Here is a 19,561-nt window from a genome sequence, read left to right on the forward strand (position 1 = left end):
TTCGATATTGATTTGGGGGGTAAACCGGCAGGACGCCGGTTTAGCCGCACTGGGCCAGGGAGGGCCCATTGCGGCGGCCCCCCAAATCAATGTCGGAGTACGGGCATGCCGAGCCTAAGCGAGGCACCAAGTGGTGGGGCAAAAGCGTTTTGCTTACTTTTGCGCTGTTCAAAAGTGAGCCGCTGTAAAAGCGGAACCATAGGTGGTCGTTACCGCAGAAATGGATATGTACGCGGTCTAATCCAACACCCCAGAGGCCCACAGGTGCAACGTCGCACCACAGCTGTGTAGAAACCTATGCCCATCGCGGGCAAGCCTTGCTCCTACACCACCTGCTCCGCCCGAAGAATGTCGCGCATGAAGCGTTCCGCCGGCAACGGGTGGCCCAGCAGGTAGCCTTGCAGCGAATCGCAGCCCAACTGGGTCAGGAAATCCTGCTGCATGTCGGTTTCCACGCCCTCGGCAACGATCCGCAGCCCCAATGCCTGGCCCAAGGCAACGATGGCCGAGACGATCGCGGCGTCATCGCTGTCGCGCTCCAGGTCGCGCACGAAGCCGCGATCGATTTTCAGCTCGTTGGCGGGCAGGCGCTTGAGGTACATCAGGCTCGAGTAACCGGTGCCAAAGTCATCAATGGACAGGTCGACACCCATTTCCGATAGCTGATTGAGCACCGTCATGCTCGCGTCCGCGTCGCTCATGGCCGTGGTTTCGGTGATTTCCAGGGTCAGGCTGTTGGCAGGCAGGCCGTGGGTAGCCAGGGCCTTGGCGACGCTGTGGACCAACTCGGTGTGACAGAACTGCAGCGCCGAGAGGTTCACCGCGATGCGCCAGTTGGTGTAGCCCTGCAGATGCCAGAGGCGCATCTGCCGGCAGGCTTCATTAAGCACCCAATCGCCAATCGGGATGATCAAGCCGGTTTTTTCCGCCAGCTCGATGAACTTGTCCGGCAGCAGCATGCCCTGGGTCGGGTGCTCCCAGCGCAACAGCGCTTCGGCCCCCACCGGATGACCGTTGCTGGCATCGAACTTGGGCTGGTAATACAAGCGGAACTGATCCTGTTCGAGCGCGTTGCGCAGGTCCTGCAGCAACTGCAACTGGCGCCGCGCGTTGTTGTTCATCGACACATCGAAGAAGCGATAGCCGTTCTTGCCAGTACCCTTGGCGTGGTACATCGCCGCGTCGGCGTTCATCAACAGCTCTTGCGCGGTGTGGCCGTTGCCGGGATAGACCGCAATGCCGATGCTGGCCGAGATCTGCAGATCGTGCTCACCGACCCGGAACACCCGGGAAAGCAGGCCCACCTGGCGCGCTGCCAGGCGCAGCGCATCGTCCGGCTCGTGCAGTTGCACCAGCAACACGAACTCGTCACCGCCGATCCGCGCCAGGGTGTCCTGGCTACGCAAGTCCTCGCGCAGGCGCACGCTGACCTCACGCAGCAACTGATCGCCCATGTGATGCCCGAAGGCATCGTTGACCGGTTTAAAGCCGTCCAGGTCGATGAACATCAGGGCAAAACAACCGCTTTGTTCCTGCACCATGAGCATGGCCTGGTCGATGCGGTCGGCCAGCAACACCCGGTTGGGCAGCCCGGTCAGGGTGTCATGCAGCGCCAGTTGGGTCAGTTCGCGGTTGGCCAGGGTCAGGGAATTGGCCAACTCCGAGGTGCGCGCCTCAAGGCGCGCGTCGAGAATCGAAGTCAGCAAGGCAATGCTCAGCACCGCCAACGTGGTCACCAGCACCAGATTGTCCAGGCCCTTGCCGCTCAAACCATCGACCGCCGCACCGCAGAAGCTGCCATCGGCAAAGCGTGCCGCAGCCATCCCGGTGTAATGCATGCCGACAATGGCCAGGCCCATGATCACCGCCGCCCCACCACGGGCGAAGCGCACATAGGGCGTGTTCTGGCGCAGGCGGAAGGCGATCCACAGCGCTGCGGCAGAGGCCCCCACCGCAATCAACAGGGAGGCGCCGAACAGACTCGGGTCATAGTCGATGCCAGGGGTCATGCGCATGGCTGCCATGCCCGTGTAGTGCATGGCGCTGATGCCCGTCCCCATGATCAAGGCACCAAACCCCAACTGCCAGGCAGGTAACTGGGGTTGGCTGACCAGCCACAGGGCAAAACCGCAGGAGAGAATGGCGATCAGCAGCGACAAGGCCGTGATGCCGAAGTCATAGCCCAGGTCGATCGGCAAACTGAAGGCCAGCATGCCGATAAAGTGCATGGACCAGACTCCGACGCCCATGGCCAGTGCACCGCCGACGGTCCACAGGCGAGCAGCCCGACCCTTGGCCGTAGCGATACGCCCGGTCATGTCGAGGGCGGTGTAGGACGCCAAAACAGCCACGCAGAGCGAAATCAGGACCAGCGCAGGGGAATAGTTACCGATGAGCATCAGACTTCTCGACTATGCCCTGGCTGAAGCGTCCGTGCACCCTGGGCGAAAGTTGCCGATTGTACTGATTCCAAGGGCGAAAGCACCTGCAAAGTAATCAAAAGGCCACCAGCGCGACAGAAAGACTGTAACAAGCTCGACAAGCCCTTACGGAGCCTAGGTCATTGGCTTTCAGCGGGTATCAATTGCCCGTCCCAACCGCCGCCCAACGCCGCAATCAACTGCACGCTGGCGATCAGTCGGCTCTGCTGCAAGGTCAGCACACTGCGCTCGTTGCTCAAGGCCGTGGCCTGCACCACCACCACGTCGAGGTAGGCGATCAAGCCGGCCTTGTACTGGTTCTGGATCAGGCGCAACGACTCCCGGGCGGCATCCAGCGCCTGCTGGCGCACCACGGCTTCGTCGCCCAGGACCCTGAGCTGGACCAGGTAGTTTTCTACCTCGCGAAACCCGTCGAGGACGGTCTGCCGGTACTTGGCCACGGTCTGGTCATACAGCGCCTCGTTGCGATCGACTTCCGCCGAACGCTGGCCGCCATCGAACAGTGGCAGGTTGAGCTGCGGCCCCACCGACCAGAAACGGTTGGGCAAGCTGATCAGGTCGGTCGAGGTACTGCTGCTGTAACCACCGGACAGGCTCAGGGTCAGGTCCGGGTAGTAGGCGGCCTTGGCCACGCCGATATTGGCGTTGGCAGCAATCACCGAGCGCTCGGCCGAGGCAATATCCGGACGCCGTTCGAGCAATTGCGAAGGCAGGCCCATCGGCACTTCGGGCAAGTCCGGGATGTCCTGGGTTTCGGCCAGGGTGAATTCGACGGGCGCCTGGCCCATCAACACCGCAATGGCGTTCTCGAACTGCGCGCGCTGCCAGATCAGGTCGATCATGTCGGCCTGGGTGCTTTTGAGCTGGGTCTGGGCCTGGGACACCGCGTCCTTGCCAGACACCCCGGCGCGGTACTGGTTTTCGGTCATTTTCAGCGAGCGCTGGTAGTTTTCCACGGTGGCCTGCAGCAGGCGCCGTTGCTGATCGATGACCCGCAGTTGCAGGTAATTCTGTACCAGCTCCGATTGCTGGCTCAGGCGCATGGCCGCCAGGTCCGCAAAGCTCGCCTCGGCGCTGGCCTCGTTGGCCTCCAGGCCGCGGCGCAGCTTGCCCCAGACATCCGCTTCCCAACTCACCCCCAACTGCGTGTTGTAGGTGTTGCGGATGCCACTGCTGGAACTGCTCAAGGATGAACTGCTGCTCCCCGTGCCCTGGCTGGAGCGGGTTTTCCCGGCGCTCAGGTCAATCGTGGGATAGAACGCGCCCCGCGCGCTGGCGACCAGGGCCTGGGCCTGACGGTACTGGGCCTCGGCCTGGGCGACGGTCTGGTTGGAGCTGTTGAGTTTTTCCACCAGGCCATTGAGCTGCTGATCGCCATACAGCTCCCACCAGGCGCCACGGGCCAGGGAATCGCTCGGATTAGCCTGACGCCAGCCCTGTGCCTGCTTGTACTGGGCCGGTTCTGCGACGCTGGGGCGCTGATAGTCCGGGCCGACGGCGCAGGCACTGAGCATCAGGGCGCTGAGGGAAAGGCTCAGCAATCGCGAGCCACGGGCCGTCACCAGGCGCTGGGGCGACAGGCAGTCGCGATTGAGTGGGTAACGGTCAGTCATAGCGCGGTTTCCAGAGCAGCATCGGTACGAACCCCACGCCAGCGGTTGACCCGGTGGCGCAAACGGTCGAGATAGAGGTAGACCACCGGGGTGGTGTAGAGCGTCAGCACCTGGCTGAAAATCAGCCCGCCAATGATGGTCAGGCCCAGCGGCTGGCGCATTTCCGCGCCCTCGGCACTGCCGAGCAGCAAGGGCAAGGCGCCGAGGATGGCGGCCAGGGTGGTCATCAGGATCGGGCGCAAGCGCAACAGGCAGGCGCTACGAATCGATTCCAGCGGCGCCAGGCCCTGATGGCGCTCGAGTTGCAGCGCCAGGTCGATCATCAGGATGGCGTTTTTCTTCACCACGCCGATCAGCAGGAACAATCCCAGCAATGAGATCAGGCTGAACTCGCCGCCCAGCACATAGATCGACAGCAAGGCGCCGACCCCGGCGGACGGTAGCGTGGAGAGAATGGTCAGCGGGTGCACGTAGCTTTCATACAGCACCCCAAGCACCAGGTAGACCGCCAGCAAGGCGCCGAGGATCATCCACGGCTGGCTCTTCTGGGTCGCGGCAAAGGCGTCGGCGGTGCCGGCCATCTTGGCGATCACTTCCTCTGGCAGGCCGAGCTTGGCGATCGCCCGCTCGATCGCGGCCCCGCCCTGCTCCACCGTCACGCCTTCAGCCATGTCAAAGGCGATGCTCTCGGAAGCAAACTGCCCTTCGTGGCTGACGCGGTCGTTTTCCAGGCTGTTTTCGTAGTGGGCAATGGCCGACAGCGGAATCCGCGCGCCGGTCGAGGTGATCACTTGCACCTGGTTGAGGGTGATCGGGTCCTGGGCATATTTGGGATTGACCTCCATCACCACCTGGTACTGGTTGAGGCTGTCGTAGATGGTGGAGATCTGCCGCTGGCTGTAGGCGTTGTTGAGCACCGAGGTGACCATGGCCATGTCGATGCCCAGGCGCTTGGCCTGGTCCCGGTCGACCACCAGTGTCACTTGCGCCGCACCACTGCCCTCGCGGGCGTCGATGGCGGTGAGCTCCGGCAGGGCCTTGAGCGCCGTCACCACTTTCGGGTACCACTCACGCAGCGCCGACAGGTCACCGCTTTGCAGGATGTAGCTGTATTGCGACGACTGCTGCTCGCGGCCACCGCCAAACTGCAGGTCCTGGTCGGCCATCAGCATCAGTTGCGCGCCGGGCACCTTGGGCATTTCCTTGCGCAGGCGCTCGATGACTTTCTGCGCCGACAGGTTACGTTCCTTGATCGGCTTGAGGCGCACCAGCATGAAGGCGTTGTTGGTACCGTTGCTGCCGCCGATGAACCCAGCGACGCTTTCCACCGCATCGTCCTTGAGCACCGCGCGGCGGAAGATCTCCATTTTCGGCTGCATCACGCTGAACGACAGCCCATCGTCACCGCGCACAAAGCCGATCAGTTGGCCGGTGTCCTGCTGTGGCAGGAAGGTCTTGGGTACCACCACGTACAGCGCCACGTTGACGCCGATAGTGATGAACAGGCTGAACAGGGTCAGCCGCGGATGGCGCAGTACCCAGTCCAGGCTGCTGGCGTAGTACTTGACCATCCAGTCGTTGGCCTTGCGGCTGCCGCGCTGCAGGCGGTTTTCCTGGCCTGGGGTATGGGGTTTCAACCAGCGGGCGCAGAGCATCGGGGTCAGGGTCAAGGACACCACCAGCGAGACCACGATCGAGGCGGCCAGGGTGATGGAGAATTCGCGGAACAGGCTCTCGATAATCCCGCCCATGAACAGGATCGAGAGGAACACCGCCACCAGCGAGACGTTCATCGACAACAGGGTGAAGCCGACTTCCTGGGCCCCCAGGTACGCCGCTTTCATTGGGGCGATGCCATCGTCGATGTGCCGGGAAATGTTCTCCAGCACCACGATGGCATCGTCCACCACCAGCCCGGTGGCCAGGATCAACGCCATCAGCGACAGGTTGTTCAGGGAAAAACCATAGAGGTACATCACCGCAAAGGTGCCGACCAGCGACACCGGGACCGCCAGCGTCGGGATCAGCGAGGCGCGGAAGTTGCCGAGGAACAGGAACACCACCAGGATCACCAGCCCCACGGCAATCAGCAGGGTCATTTCCGCTTCGTGCAGGGTGGCTTTGATCACCGGCGAACGGTCCATCGCCAGGTTCAGCTTGACGCTGGCCGGCAGCACCGCCTGCAAGGCCGGCAATTGCGCCTTGATCTCGTCGACCGTCTCGATGATGTTGGCGCCGGCCTGGCGGTTGATCACCAGCAGCACTGCCGAGTCGTCGTTGAAGAAGCCGCTGTTGTAGCGGTCCTCGACGCCGTCGCTGACCTTGGCCACGTCACTGAGGCGCAACGCCGAGCCGTTCTGGTAGCGGATGATCAGTGGTTCGTAGTCCTTGGCCTTCTCCAACTGGTCGTTGGCCTGCACCTGCCACATCCGCTGATCGTCTTCGATCGAGCCTTTGGGCCGGCGCACGTTGGCGTTGGCAATGGTGTTGCGCACGTCATCCAGGGCCACGCCGTACTGGTTGAGCAACTGCGGCTCGAGCTCGATGCGCACCGCCGGCAAGGAGCTGCCGCCGATCTGCACTTCGCCCACGCCCGGCACCTGGGACAGGCTTTGCGAGAGGATGGTCGAGGCCAGGTCATACAGCTGGCCTTTTTCCAGCACGTCCGAGGTCAGCGACAGCACCATGATCGGCGCCTGGGACGGGTTGACCTTCTTGTAGGTGGGCATGCTGCGCATGCCGCTGGGCAACAGATTGCGCGAGGCGTTGATTGCCGCCTGCACTTCCCGCGCCGCGCCATTGATGTCGCGGTCCAGGTCAAATTGCAGGATCACCCGCGTCGAGCCCTGGCTGGAGCGGCTGCTCATGGTGTTGACCCCGGCGATGGCGCCGAAGGAGCGCTCCAGCGGGGTGGCCACGGTGGAGGCCATCACCTCGGGGCTGGCACCCGGCAGGCTGGCCTGGACCACGATCACCGGGAAGTCCATTTGCGGCAGTGGCGATACCGGCAACAGGCCGAAGCTGACGCCGCCCAGGAGCATGATCGCCAGGCTCAGCAGCATGGTCGCGACCGGGCGCTTGATGAAAGGTCCGGACAGGTTCATGGCTGTTCTACCGACTCCAGGCGCTCAGGCGCGGGCCGCCAGCGCCGGCCAAGGCGGTCGAAGTACAGGTAGATCACCGGCGTAGTGAACAGCGTCAGCACCTGGCTGACCAACAGCCCGCCGACCATCACCAGGCCCAGGGGCTGGCGCAGCTCCGCGCCGGAACCGGTGGCCAGCATCAGCGGCACCGCACCGAACAGCGCTGCAAGGGTGGTCATCAGGATCGGCCGGAAGCGCAGCAGCGCCGCCTGATAGATCGCCGTCGCCGGGTCCATGCCCTGGTTGCGCTCGGCCTCGAGGGCAAAATCGATCATCATGATCGCGTTTTTCTTGACGATACCGATCAGCAGGATGATGCCGATGATCGCGATCATCCCCAGGTCATTGCCACTCAAGAGCAACGCCAGCAAGGCCCCGACTGCCGCCGAGGGCAAGGTCGACAGAATCGTGATCGGGTGGATGTAACTCTCGTAGAGCACGCCAAGCACGATGTACATGGTCACCACGGCCGCCAGGATCAGCAGCAAGGTACTCGACAACGAGGCCTGGAATGCCTGGGCCGCACCCTGGAACTGGCTCTGCACGCCCAGTGGCATGCCGATGTCCTTTTGTACCTGCTCGATCAGCTCCACCGCCTGCCCCAATGCCACGCCGGGCGCCAGGTTGAACGACATCATCACCGCCGGGAACTGGCCGATATGGGCGATCGACAGTTGGGCCTGGCGTTCCTCGATGCGCGCCAGGCTGGACAATCGAACCTGGCCGCCGTCGGTGGTCTTGACGTGGATCTGCTCCAGCGCCTGCGGGCCGATCTTCTCGCCATCCTTGGCCTGCAGCACCACGCGGTACTGGCTGGCCTGGGTGTAGATGGTCGAGATCTGCCGCTGGCCGAAGGCGTCGTACAGGGCATCGGTGATGTTGGCCACCGACACGCCGATGCGCGAAGCCGCGTCGCGGTCGATTACCAGGTACACCTGCAGGCCCTTGTCCTGCAGGTCACTGGCGACGTCGGTCAGCTCCGGCTGGTGGCCCAGGGCTTCGACCAGGCGGCCGCTCCACAGGCTGAGCAACTCGGCATCCGGTGACGACATGCTGAACTGGTACTGGGTGCGACTGACCCGGTCTTCGATGGTCAGGTCCTGCACCGGCTGCATGAACAGGCGAATGCCCACCAGCTTGTCCAGTTGTGGCTGCAAGCGGGTGATCACCTGGGCTGCGCTGAGGTCGCGGTCCTTGTGCGGCTTGAGGTTGATCAGCAGGCGGCCGCTGTTGAGCGTGGCGTTGTCGCCGTCCACGCCTATATAGGACGACAGGCTTTGCACCGCCGGGTCTTGCAGGATGATCTTGGCCAGTTCCTGCTGGCGCTGGCTCATGGCGGCGAAGGAGATGGACTGCGGCGCTTCGGAAATCCCCTGGATCACCCCGGTGTCCTGCACCGGAAAGAAGCCCTTGGGCACGATCATGTAGAGGAACACAGTGAGAGCCAGGGTACCGATGGCCACCATCAGGGTCAGTGGCTGGTGCTTGAGCACCCACTGCAACTTGCGTCCGTAGGCGGCGATCATCCAGTCGATGCACGCGCCGCTGGCACGGTAGAAACGGCCCTGCTCTTCAGGCTTGGGCTCAGGCTTGAGCAAGCGTGCACACATCATCGGCGTCAGGGTCAGGGACACCACCAGGGAAATCAGGATCGCCACCGCCAGGGTGATGGCGAACTCGCGGAACAGCCGCCCGACCACGTCGGCCATGAACAGCAGCGGAATCAGCACCGCGATCAGCGACAAGGTCAGGGAAATCAAGGTGAAACCGATCTGCTTCGCGCCCTTGAGTGCCGCCTGCAGCGGGCTGTCGCCCTCCTCGATGTAGCGCGAAATATTCTCCAGCATGACGATCGCATCGTCGACCACAAACCCCGTGGCGATGGTCAGGGCCATCAGGGTCAGGTTGTTGACCGAAAAACCGGCCAGGTACATCACCCCGAAGGTGCCGATCAACGACAGCGGCACGGCAATCGAAGGGATGATGGTGGCGCTGACGCGGCGCAGGAACAGGAAGGTCACCATCACCACCAGGGCGATGGCGATCAGCAATTCGTGCTGCACGTCGGTGACCGAGGCGCGGATGGTCTGGGTGCGGTCGGTCAGCACCGTGACATCCAGCCCGGCTGGCAGATTGTCGGTGATGCTCGGCAGCAGCGCCTTGATTCGGTCAACCACCTCGATCACGTTGGCCCCCGGCTGGCGCTGGATATTGAGCAGCACCGCCTGGTTTTCGTTGGCCCAGGCCGCGAGGCGCTCGTTCTCGGCGCCATCGACGATCTGCGCGACATCCTTGAGCCGCAATGGCGCGCCATTGTTGTAGGCAAGGATCAGTTCGGCGTAGTCCTTGGGCGAGGTCAACTGGTCGTTGGCGTCGAGCATCGACACCCGGGTCGGGCCGTCGAAGTTGCCCTTGGGCTGGTTGACGTTGGAAGCGGCAATCAGGGTGCGCACATCCGACAGGTTCAGGCCGTTGGCCGCCAGGGCCTCGGGGTTGACCTTGATCCGCACCGCCTGGCGTTGTCCGCCGGCGATGCTGACCATGCCGACGCCGCTGATCTGGGCGATTTTCTGCGCCATGCGCGTATCGACCAGGTCGTTGAGTTTGGGCAGCAGCATGGTTTTGGAGGTGATCGCCAGGGTCAGCACTGGGGTGTCCGCCGGGTTGACCTTGTTGTACACCGGCGGTGCCGGCAAATCGTTGGGCAGCAGGTTGCTGGCGGCGTTGATCGCGGCCTGCACCTGTTGCTCGGCGACGTCCATGTTGATGTCGAGGTTGAAGCGCAGGGTCAGCACCGAAGCGCCGCCGGAGCTGGTCGAGGCCATCTGGGTCAGCCCGGGCATTTGCCCGAACTGCCGCTCCAGGGGCGCGGTGACCGCACTGGTCATTACGTCCGGACTGGCGCCGGGGTACAGGGTCATGACCCGGATGGTCGGATAGTCCACCTGGGGCAGTGCCGAGACCGGCAGCAGGCGATAGGCGATCAGGCCGGCCAGAACGATGGCCAGCATGCTCAGGGTAGTCGCGACCGGACGCAGGATGAACAGGCGGGAGATGTTCATGCGCCGCCCTTATGCGCCTTGCCATTGGCCTCTGGTGCAGGCGCGGCATCGCTCGCCTGGCTGTGGAGGTTGTCGGCCGGCGCGGCCGGGACCTGGTTGCTGTCGTTGACCACCTCCACCTCGCTGCCCTCTTTCAGGCGATCGGTGCCTTCCAGCACCACCCGGTCACCTGGCTTGAGGCCTTCCTTGATCACGGTGTTGTCGCCGTCGGTGGCGCCGATTTTCAGTGGGCGAATGGTGACTTTCCTGTCGCCATCCAGGGCGTAGACAAACGTGCCGTTGGTGCCGAACTGAATTGCCGCCGAGGGCGCCAGGATCACCCCCTTGAGGGTGTCAGCGAGCAAACGCACGTTGACGAACTGATTGGGAAACAGCGCCTGGTCACGGTTGTCGTAGCGCGCCTTGAATTTCAAAGTGCCGGTGGTGGTGTCGATCTGGTTGTCCAGGCTCTGCAGTACGCCGGTGGCTTGCAACTGGGTGTCGCCACGGTCCCAGGCCTCGACCGGCAGCTTGGCCCCGGAGCGGTAGCGGGCCAGCACGACGTCGAGGCTGTTCTCCGGCAAGGTGAAGGCCACGCTGATCGGTTGGGTCTGGGTGATGATCGCCAGGGCCGTGGTGTCGTTGGCCGCCACCAGGTTGCCGACGTCCAGCTGGCGCAGGCCGACACGCCCGGTAATCGGCGCGCGGATGCGGGTGAATTCAAGGTTGAGCTTGGCGTCGTTGACCGCCGCCTGATTGGTCTTGACCGTCCCCTGGTACTGGCCCACCAGCGCGGCGGCGGTATCCAGGGTCTGCTTGGCGATGCTGTCCTCGGCGTACAGGCCGCGGTAGCGTTCCAGGTCCACCAGGGCGTTTTTCAATTGAGCCTGGTTCTGCAGCAGGGTCCCTTCGGCCTGGAGCAAGGCGTTCTGGTACGGGCGCGGATCGATCTCGGCGAGCAGGTCGCCGGCCTTGACCATCTGCCCTTCTTCGAAGGCGATCTTCACCAGTTCGCCGCCGACCCGACTGCGCACATTGATAGTGTTGAGCGCGGTAACAGTGCCCAGGGCCTTGTAGTACAGCGGGAAATCGCCGAGTACCGCTGGAGCCACCCGCACCGGAACCGCCCCCGCCGCGCCACCGAAACCCGGGCGCATGCCACCTGCCCTGCCGGTATGGCCGGCCGCCGCCTTGGATGCCGGGGCATCCTTGCTGGCGGAGCTGCTGGGCCAGAATTTCCAGCACAGGCCGCCAACCAGCAGCAGGACCAGCAGGCCGAACAGCCAGCGACGAGAATTACGGGAAGCGGAGGATTGCATGGAGTGATTAACCATTGGGCGCGTGGGCATCTTTATACGGGAGGCTGAAAGATAAGCACTAGAGGCCTTTTAGCAAAGCGCCTTTACCGGCAATTTACCTTCAGCTGACTTTTGCGAGTGTTTGCTAAATTACTGAAGCACAAATGAAAACGGCCTGGACAGAGCCAGGCCGTGAATAATTGTAAAGCCTATTACTTGAGAACGGCCAACGCTGCTGCGTAGTTAGGCTCTTCGGCGATTTCTTTCACCAGCTCGCTGTGCAGCACGTTGTCGTTTTCGTCCAGCACCACCACGGCACGGGCAGTCAGGCCTTTGAGTGGGCCGTCGGCAATCGCTACGCCGTAGTTTTCGATGAACTCGGCACCCCGCAGGGTGGACAGGTTCTGCACGTTTTCCAGGCCTTCGGCGCCGCAGAAGCGGGCCTGGGCGAACGGCAGGTCAGCCGAGATGCACAGCACCACGGTGTTGGCCACGTCATTGGCCTGGGCGTTGAAGGTGCGTACGGAGGTCGCGCAGGTCGGGGTGTCGACGCTTGGGAAAATGTTCAGCACTTTACGTTTGCCGGCGAAGTCCGCCAGGGTCACGTCCGACAGATTGCCGGCAACCAGGGAAAAGGCTGGTGCCTTGGCACCGGCTTGTGGCAGTTGGCCGTTGACCTGGACTGGGTTGCCTTTGAGAGTGACTTGAGCCATGAACAGTATCCTTATTAATGCAGTGGTTATGAACAATCGTCTGGTGTTGCGAGGAGCCAAAGTTAACCACGAATGTGCCAGTGAGCCTACCCCAGCAAGCTGTCAGACAATTCATCGCAATGACCGCGAAACACACCCCTGGAACTGGCGCGAACTGCGGCCGCTTTGAACATTTCATCCCTGAAATGCCAGCTGCAGACCTCACGGATCGTCAACGCCCAAGACTCGACTTCAGCTGTTGAGGCTTCACCGCACATTCCCCGCTTAATCCAATGAATCCAATGAATTTCCTTGGAAAAATTTAGGAGAACTGCGACACATATCGAAATATTTAATGACGACGAGCGGTCGTTACCGTGTTTAATGCTAACCAAGCCTGACGCGTCCTACGGCTCTCCAGAATAAATACTACAAAGCAATCGACCATCAAGCCCTGACGCGATGGTCGAGCCAACAGGGATATGAAGGAACGATGTCAAAGGGAATTTCAAGCAGCGTCCTGCTGCTGGCCGTCACACTGCTGCCTGCTGCTGGTGCGCTGGCCGACAACGCCGAGACCGCCAACAAGAGCAACAACCCGCTGAGCCTGGCGCCCGGCGCCAACCTTCAGGACTACTACACCCCGCAACTCTTCGACAGCAACGCCCACACCAACGATGCCTTGTTGCGCGGCACCTTGCCGATGGCCGCCAATGACTTCATCGCAGTCCCGCAGTTGCTGCGCGCGACCCTGCCCATCAGCACCCGCCCCGATCCACACAGTGGCTACAGCACCGGCATCGGTGATCTGAACCTGTTCGACATTTTCCTGCTCAAGACCGAAGGCGTGCAGTTGGGCATCGGCCCGCAGATCACCGCGCCGACCGCCGAACAGGATGAGTTGGGCACCGGCAAATGGCAGGCTGGCCTGGCCGCCGTGGCCATCGATGCGACGCCCCGTGGCCTGCTGGGCGCACTGGTGCAGTATCAAAGCTCGTTCGCTGGTGACCACGACCGGGCACACGTCGAAACCGCCACCTTGCAGCCTTTTCTCATGCACAACCTGGAAAAAGGCTGGTACCTGCGCTCCACGGGCACCTGGACCTTCGACCTGAAGAACAACACCCATTACATCCCCATCGGTTTTGGTGCGGGCAAGGCCTGGAAATCCGGCAGCAACATCATCAACGCCTTCGTTGAACCGCAATGGACGGTCGAGCGCAAGGGTGATGGCCTGCCGCAGTTCACGCTGTTTGCCGGCATCAACGTGACCTTCGGCAAATAACCGCGCGACCCACAGGACAGTGCCATGACTTTTGCAAAACCGACCCGTCTGTTGCTCGCTGGCGTCTCGCTGCTGCTCTGCGCCAGCGCCTGGGCCGATTTCACGGCCAGCCCCGAAGAGGCCCGCGGGATCGCCAAGGAGGCCTACCTCTACGGCTTCCCGGTGGTGGAGATGTACAAGACCCTGTACACCCAGGCCGTGGACAAGACAGGGGCGAATTTCAAGGCACCGTTCAACCGTATCGGCAACACCGCCAAGGTGTTCACGCCCAAGGACACTGCGTTCGTCACCCCCAACTCGGACACCCCCTACTCCTTCGTGTGGATGGACCTGCGCGCCGAACCGCTGGTCCTGACTTTGCCGCAGATAGCCGAGGAGCGTTACTACTCGGTGCAACTGATCGACCTCTTCACGCACAACTTCGCGTACCTGGGCACCCGCAGCACCGGTAACAAAGGCGGACACTTCATGGTGGTCGGGCCGGATTGGAAAGGCCAGCAACCGGTCAACATCGATCGCGTGGTGCGCAGCGAAAGCAACATCGCCTACGCCCTCTATCGCACCCAACTGTTCGATGACAAAGACCTGGAAAAGGTCCGGAAAATCCAGGGTAACTACAAGGTTCAGACCCTGAGCCAATACCTCAAGCAACCGGCACCGGCGACCCCGGCGAAGATCAGTTGGCCGAAACCGACCGCCAGCATGACCGACAGCCCGGAGCTGTTCCGCTACCTGAATTTCATGCTGGCCTTCGCCCCGGCCCAGGACTCCGAGAAAGACCTGCTCGCGCGTTTCGCCAGGATCGGCGTCGTTGCCGGCCAGCCGTTCGACCTCAAGGCCCTCAGTGTCGAACAACGCAAGGCCCTGGACGATGGCATCAGTGACGCCAAGGCCGAGTTCGCCACCTTCAAGAAAGACCAGGTGGACACCCACCAGGTCATCAGCGGCGACTTCTTCGGCACCCGTGATCACCTGAACAACAACTACCTGTACCGCTACGCGGGCGCCAACATGGGCATCTTCGGCAACTCCGCCGATGAAGCGGCGTATATCGGTTACTTCGTCGACAGCAGCGGCAAACCGGCCAACGGCGCCAAGCACAGCTACACCCTGCACTTTGCCAAGGACCAACTGCCGCCGGCGGATGCCTTCTGGTCGCTGACCCTGTACGACGGCAAGAGCAAGCTGCTGGTAGCCAACCACCAGCAACGCTACCTGATCAATTCACGCATGCTGCCCAACCTCAAGCGCGATGCCGATGGTGGCTTGACCCTGTACGTGCAGCACTCGGTGCCCCTCAAGGAGCAGCGCAGCAACTGGTTGCCAGCCCCCCACGGTCCGTTCTTTGCGGTATTGCGCTTGTACCTGCCCAAGCCCGAAGTCGCCAATGGCCAGTGGAAACAGCCAGCACTGACACCGATCAACTGATCAAGCCGGCCCAGCCGAATTACCTTCTGCAAGGAGCACACCGATGGGTTTTACCTCCAAACTGGGTCGCTTGGGCGTCTTCACCCTGGCGTTGACACCTGTTCTCGCCGCTGCCGACAACGCCCGGGACTGGCAGAACCTGCCGACCGACCTGAACATGGTCTTCGGCTATTACAACCGGATCGACAGCAACACCCCGATCGACACCGCGTTGCCGCTAGACGGCCTGTCGGTCAATGCCGACCTGTACATCGCCCGATTTGCCCGCTCGTTCGCCATTGACGGGCGCAACAGCGCGATCCAGGTCCTGCAGCCTTACGCCGACATCTCCGCCTCGTTCGACAACGCCGAGTTCTTCAAGGGCACCAAGCGCAACGGCGGCATGGCCGACACCCAGGTAGTGCTGGTGCACAACCTCTTCGGCGGCCCGGCGCTGACCCAGGAGGAGTTTGCCAACTGGACCCCGGAAACCTTCCTCACCGGCGCACTCTGGGTCACCGCCCCCACGGGCGACTATGACAAGAACCGGGTGATCAACATCGGCGCCAACCGCTGGGCCTTCAAGCCGGAAATTGCCTTTGGCACACCAATCGGCCCGACCTGGCTGGAGCTCAACACCTACGTCTCGCTGTACGGCGACAACGATGACTACCACGGCGACGGCACGCTCGAACAAAAGGCCCTGTACGCCATTGAAGGACACTACAGCTACACCTTCAACCGTGCGCTGTGGGCATCGCTGGATGCCACCTACAACCGCGGCGGCGAAACCCGGATCAACGGTGACTGGCAGGACAACAAGCAAGAGAACGGCATCCTCGGCGCCAGCCTGGGTTTCATGCTCTCGCCGCAGTTCGGCGGCCTGATCGCCTATTCCGACACCGTCGCCGAACGCAGCGGTTCGCCGGACGTCAACACCTGGACCCTGCGTCTTCAGTACGCCTGGTAAGAGAGAGCTGAGCGATGGGATCTTCAAGGATACGTCCGGGTCCAGTCTTTGGCCATTCACCGGGATGATCTTATTAGTGGTAGTTGAAACTTGGGTCTATCGTTTATCCCGGTTATGCCAACGTTCATGTTTTAACCCGTCTACGCAAAGGACCGTCCCATGACAGCGCTTAATGACATCAACGCCCTGCAAGCCAGCATTGCCGAAGCGGTACTTGGCCAGGATCAGGTCATCCGCCAGATCATGCTCGGTCTCTTGGCCAACGGCCACCTGCTGCTCGAAAGCTTGCCTGGACTGGCCAAGACCCGCACCGTCAAGGCGCTGGCCAAGCACCTGGATGCGAAGATGAGCCGGATCCAGTTCACCCCTGACCTGCTGCCCTCCGACATCACCGGCGCCGAGGTGCTGCACCAGGTCGACGGGCAGAACCAGATCCAGTTCCAGCCAGGCCCGTTGTTCGGCAACCTGATCCTGGCGGACGAGATCAACCGGGCCCCGGCCAAGGTCCAGGCGGCGCTGCTCGAAGCCATGGAAGAACGCCAGATCACCGTAGCCGGCAACAGCCACGTGCTGCCTGAGTTGTTTATCGTGGTCGCGACCCAGAACCCGATCGAGCAGGAAGGCACCTACCCGCTGCCAGAAGCGCAGATGGACCGGTTCCTGATGAAGGTCCTGCTGGATTACCCGAGTGCGGACAACGAAAGCCAGGTCCTGCGCCTGCTGCGTGAAGAAGAGCAGGCCCAGGGCGCCAAGACTGCGGCGCCAGCAGGATTTGCCCTGAGCCAGGAGGTGATCTTTGCTGCGCGTCGTGAAGTCAGCGCGGTCAGTGTGGCGCCGGCCATCGATCGCTACCTGATCGATTTGATCAATGCCACCCGCCACCCGGCCGACTACGACGCCGACCTCGGCCGCTGGATCGCCATCGGCGCCAGCCCGCGCGGCGGCATTGGCCTGGATCGCTGCGCGCGCGCGGATGCCTGGCTGCAAGGACAGGACTTCGTCACCCCGGACAATGTGCGCGCCGTGGTCCATCCGGTGCTGCGCCATCGCCTGCAATTGAGCTACGACGCCGTGGCCGATGGCGTGACGGCCGATCAGGTGCTCGACCGCCTGCTCGACAAAGTCGCGGTCCCGGCTTGAGGTGATGCCCATGAACACTCAGGAACTGGATGGCCTGGTGTACGTGTCGCTGGCGCAATTGATGGCGCTGCAGTACCAGGCCGCCGACTTGAGTTTCCTCGCGCGCCAGCCCCAGGGCAGCATCCTGGCGGGCAACCACGCCTCGCGTCTGCGCGGGCGTGGCCTGAATTTCGATGAACTGCGCCGCTACCAGCCCGGCGATGACCTGCGGCACCTGGACTGGCGCGCCTCCCTGCGGACCGGCAAACCGGTAGTGCGCACCTTCACTGAGGAGCGTGATCGTCCGGCGCTGATCCTGGTCGACCAGCGCATGTCGATGTTCTTTGGCTCCCAGCGCAGCTTCAAGTCGGCCCTGGCCGCCGAGCTCGGCGCGCTGGCGGCCTGGATGGTCTTCAATGCCGGCGACCGGGTCGGCGGTCTGGTGTTCAACGATCAGCGGATCGACAGCATTGGCCCGTTGCGCAGCCGCAAACGGGTCGAGGCGCTGTGCAATCGCATCGCCCAGCAGAACCAGGAACTCAGCGCCCACAACCCCGATCGCGAAGGCGAGGACCAACTGGACAAGGTCTTGCAGCACTGCCTGGCCGTGGCCGGACACGATCACCTGATCTGCATCATCAGTGACTTTGCCGGCGCCGGTCCGCGCACCCTGCAACTGATGCGCCAGCTCAGCGCCCACAACGATGTGATCGCCATGCAGGTCTATGACCCACTGGCACTGAATCTGCCAAAAAACGGCCACCTGCTGGTGACCCAGGGTCAATTGCAGGTGGAACTGGCGGTGGCCCAGCGGCAGGTCCATCAGCCCCTGGGGGACTTCCTCAGCGGCCGGCTCAAGGATGTCGCCAGCCTGCTGCGCCGCAGCCAGGTGCCCTTGATGATGTTCAGCACCGCCCAGGCAGCCCATGAACAATTGCGCGCCGAACTGGGCAAGCTCGGAGGTCGGCCATGACTGCGCACGTCCCCAGCATCGAGCAACTCACTGAATTGGGCCTGCCAGCGCCGGTCAGCTATCTGCCGCAAACCTGGGGTTGGTGGCTACTGCTCGGCCTGCTGCTGGTGGGATTGCTGGCGTGGGCCGGCCGGCGCTACTGGTTATGGCGCCGGGACCGCTATCGACGTGAAGCCCTGGCACGGCTGGCGGAACTGCAACGCAGCAGTGACCCATTGGCCGCCCTGCGCGAATTGCCGGAGCTGCTCAAGCGCGTGGCGCTGTCGATGCCTTCCCGGGGCTCCAACGACTGCAATGCAAATACTAATGTGGGAGCGAGCTTGCTCGCGAAAGCGGCCGCTCAGTCGACATCCAGGGTGAATAGTCGGGCGCCTTCGCGAGCAAGCTCGCTCCTACAGGTTGCGGCTCTGGGCGGTGAGGATTGGCAAGCATTTCTGGTGCGACACAGCGCGCAGCCGTTACCCGCCGATTTCAGCCAGCAACTGGCAACGCTGGCCTACGCCCCGGATACAGTCCTGCTGGCGTTGCCGGCAGCGCAGCGAATTCAGCTGTTCAGCACCTGCAAACACTGGGTGGAGCATCATCATGTGGCAGCTTGATTACCCCTGGTTGTTGCTGCTGCTCCCGCTCTGCTGGCTGGGTTATCGCTTCCTGCCCGACTACCGCGAAGCGCGCAGTGCCGTGCGGGTGCCGTTTTTCGCCGCCATGAGCCGCGCCGTCGGCCAGGCGCCGAGCCAGACCGGCAGCCGCAGCAATCGCTGGCAACTGGCCCTGAACCTGCTGGTCTGGACGTTGCTGGTGGTGGCCGTGGCGCGCCCGGTGCTGGTGGAAAAACCTATCGAACGCCAGCAACCGGTGCGCGACCTGATGCTCGCCATCGACATTTCCCAGTCCATGGAAACCACCGACTACAGCGATGCCAATGGCCGGAAAATCGATCGCCTGGCAGCCGTCAAGGAAGTGGTCCACGGCTTCATCGATCGCCGCAAGGACGACCGCCTGGGGCTGATCGTGTTCGGCAGCGGCGCCTACCCGCAAGCACCGCTGACCCTGGACCATGCCAGCCTGGCGCTGTTGCTCGATGACACCGGCATCGGCATGGCCGGGCCCAATACCGCGATCGGCGACGCCATTGGCCTGGCGTTGAAGATGCTCGACCAAGCCCACGAACAGGAAAAAGTCCTGATCCTGCTGACCGATGGCAATGACACCAGCAGTGCGATCACCCCGGACCACGCCGCCAGCATGGCCGCGGCCAAGGGCGTGGTGATTCACACCATCGGCATCGGCGACCCCAACGCCGACGGCGAAGCCAAGGTCAACCTGCAAGGCCTGCAGCAGATCGCCACGGCCACCGGCGGGCGGTTCTTCCGCGCCGAAGACCGCCAAGCCCTGGATCAGGTCTACAGCACCCTCGACCAGATCACTCCCCATCAGGTGCAGCACTTCAGTCACCAGCCCAAGCGCGACCTGTTCTGGATTCCCCTGGGGGCTGCCATCGCGCTGCTGGCCGTCTATCACCTGCTCGCCCTGCTCTGGCCTCGCCTGCGCAGCGCCCCATCGCGCCAGGAGGCTTGAG

At 62.8% G+C, this 19,561-nt stretch carries 13 protein-coding genes; 7 read left to right on the forward strand and 6 right to left on the reverse strand.

Going from position 1 to position 19,561, the window contains the following annotated elements; genetic code table 11:
• Nucleotides 1-323: 323 nt before the first annotated feature.
• The 6 genes from CKW24_RS13950 to tpx all read right to left on the reverse strand — a co-directional run bounded on the left by CKW24_RS13950 (nucleotide 324) and on the right by tpx (nucleotide 12,249).
• A complete protein-coding gene (locus CKW24_RS13950) occupies nucleotides 324-2,399 on the reverse strand; it encodes a bifunctional diguanylate cyclase/phosphodiesterase (RefSeq protein WP_095168767.1) in 2,076 nt (691 codons plus the stop codon).
• 161 nt (nucleotides 2,400-2,560) lie between these two features.
• Nucleotides 2,561-4,054, reverse strand: coding sequence for an efflux transporter outer membrane subunit (locus tag CKW24_RS13955; protein ID WP_095168768.1), 1,494 nt, complete (start codon nucleotides 4,052-4,054; stop codon nucleotides 2,561-2,563).
• The gene (locus tag CKW24_RS13960; protein WP_095168769.1) at nucleotides 4,051-7,158 is read right to left on the reverse strand and encodes an efflux RND transporter permease subunit; all 3,108 of its coding nucleotides are present in this window, start codon (nucleotides 7,156-7,158) and stop codon (nucleotides 4,051-4,053) included. The genes CKW24_RS13955 and CKW24_RS13960 overlap by 4 nt, the downstream gene beginning before the upstream one ends.
• Complete coding sequence (locus CKW24_RS13965; RefSeq protein ID WP_095168770.1) at nucleotides 7,155-10,259, reverse strand: MdtB/MuxB family multidrug efflux RND transporter permease subunit; 3,105 nt, start codon at nucleotides 10,257-10,259, stop codon at nucleotides 7,155-7,157. Before CKW24_RS13965 ends, CKW24_RS13960 begins: the two co-directional genes overlap by 4 nt.
• The gene (locus CKW24_RS13970) at nucleotides 10,256-11,572 is read right to left on the reverse strand and encodes an MdtA/MuxA family multidrug efflux RND transporter periplasmic adaptor subunit (RefSeq protein ID WP_095168771.1); all 1,317 of its coding nucleotides are present in this window, start codon (nucleotides 11,570-11,572) and stop codon (nucleotides 10,256-10,258) included. The genes CKW24_RS13965 and CKW24_RS13970 overlap by 4 nt, the downstream gene beginning before the upstream one ends.
• Before the next feature lie 176 nt (nucleotides 11,573-11,748).
• Nucleotides 11,749-12,249, reverse strand: coding sequence for a thiol peroxidase (tpx, locus tag CKW24_RS13975; RefSeq protein WP_095168772.1), 501 nt, complete (start codon nucleotides 12,247-12,249; stop codon nucleotides 11,749-11,751).
• Between the two features lie 472 nt (nucleotides 12,250-12,721).
• Here tpx and CKW24_RS13980 point away from each other — a divergent pair, with 472 nt between their 5' ends.
• From CKW24_RS13980 to CKW24_RS14010, 7 genes are all read left to right on the forward strand, one after another.
• Nucleotides 12,722-13,513 (forward strand): hypothetical protein, encoded by a 792-nt coding sequence (locus CKW24_RS13980; RefSeq protein ID WP_095168773.1) that lies wholly within the window; start codon nucleotides 12,722-12,724, stop codon nucleotides 13,511-13,513.
• A 24-nt stretch (nucleotides 13,514-13,537) separates the two neighbouring features.
• Nucleotides 13,538-14,941 (forward strand): DUF1254 domain-containing protein, encoded by a 1,404-nt coding sequence (locus CKW24_RS13985; protein ID WP_095168774.1) that lies wholly within the window; start codon nucleotides 13,538-13,540, stop codon nucleotides 14,939-14,941.
• A gap of 43 nt (nucleotides 14,942-14,984) precedes the next feature.
• Nucleotides 14,985-15,890 carry a transporter gene (locus CKW24_RS13990; RefSeq protein WP_095168775.1) on the forward strand — a complete coding sequence of 302 codons (906 nt, stop codon included), beginning with the start codon at nucleotides 14,985-14,987 and terminating at the stop codon, nucleotides 15,888-15,890.
• 159 nt (nucleotides 15,891-16,049) lie between these two features.
• Entirely contained in the window at nucleotides 16,050-17,030 is a 981-nt protein-coding gene (locus CKW24_RS13995; RefSeq protein WP_095168776.1) for a MoxR family ATPase, read from the forward strand.
• A gap of 10 nt (nucleotides 17,031-17,040) precedes the next feature.
• Nucleotides 17,041-17,982, forward strand: a complete 942-nt coding sequence (locus tag CKW24_RS14000) for a DUF58 domain-containing protein (RefSeq protein WP_095168777.1) — start codon at nucleotides 17,041-17,043, stop codon at nucleotides 17,980-17,982.
• The gene (locus tag CKW24_RS14005) at nucleotides 17,979-18,581 is read left to right on the forward strand and encodes a DUF4381 domain-containing protein (protein WP_095168778.1); all 603 of its coding nucleotides are present in this window, start codon (nucleotides 17,979-17,981) and stop codon (nucleotides 18,579-18,581) included. The genes CKW24_RS14000 and CKW24_RS14005 overlap by 4 nt, the downstream gene beginning before the upstream one ends.
• Nucleotides 18,568-19,560, forward strand: a complete 993-nt coding sequence (locus tag CKW24_RS14010) for a VWA domain-containing protein (RefSeq protein ID WP_095168779.1) — start codon at nucleotides 18,568-18,570, stop codon at nucleotides 19,558-19,560. Before CKW24_RS14005 ends, CKW24_RS14010 begins: the two co-directional genes overlap by 14 nt.
• The last annotated feature ends 1 nt before the right edge of the window (nucleotide 19,561 follow it).

The sequence above is a fragment of the Pseudomonas sp. Irchel 3H3 genome, from assembly GCF_900187635.1.
Lineage (GTDB): Bacteria > Pseudomonadota > Gammaproteobacteria > Pseudomonadales > Pseudomonadaceae > Aquipseudomonas.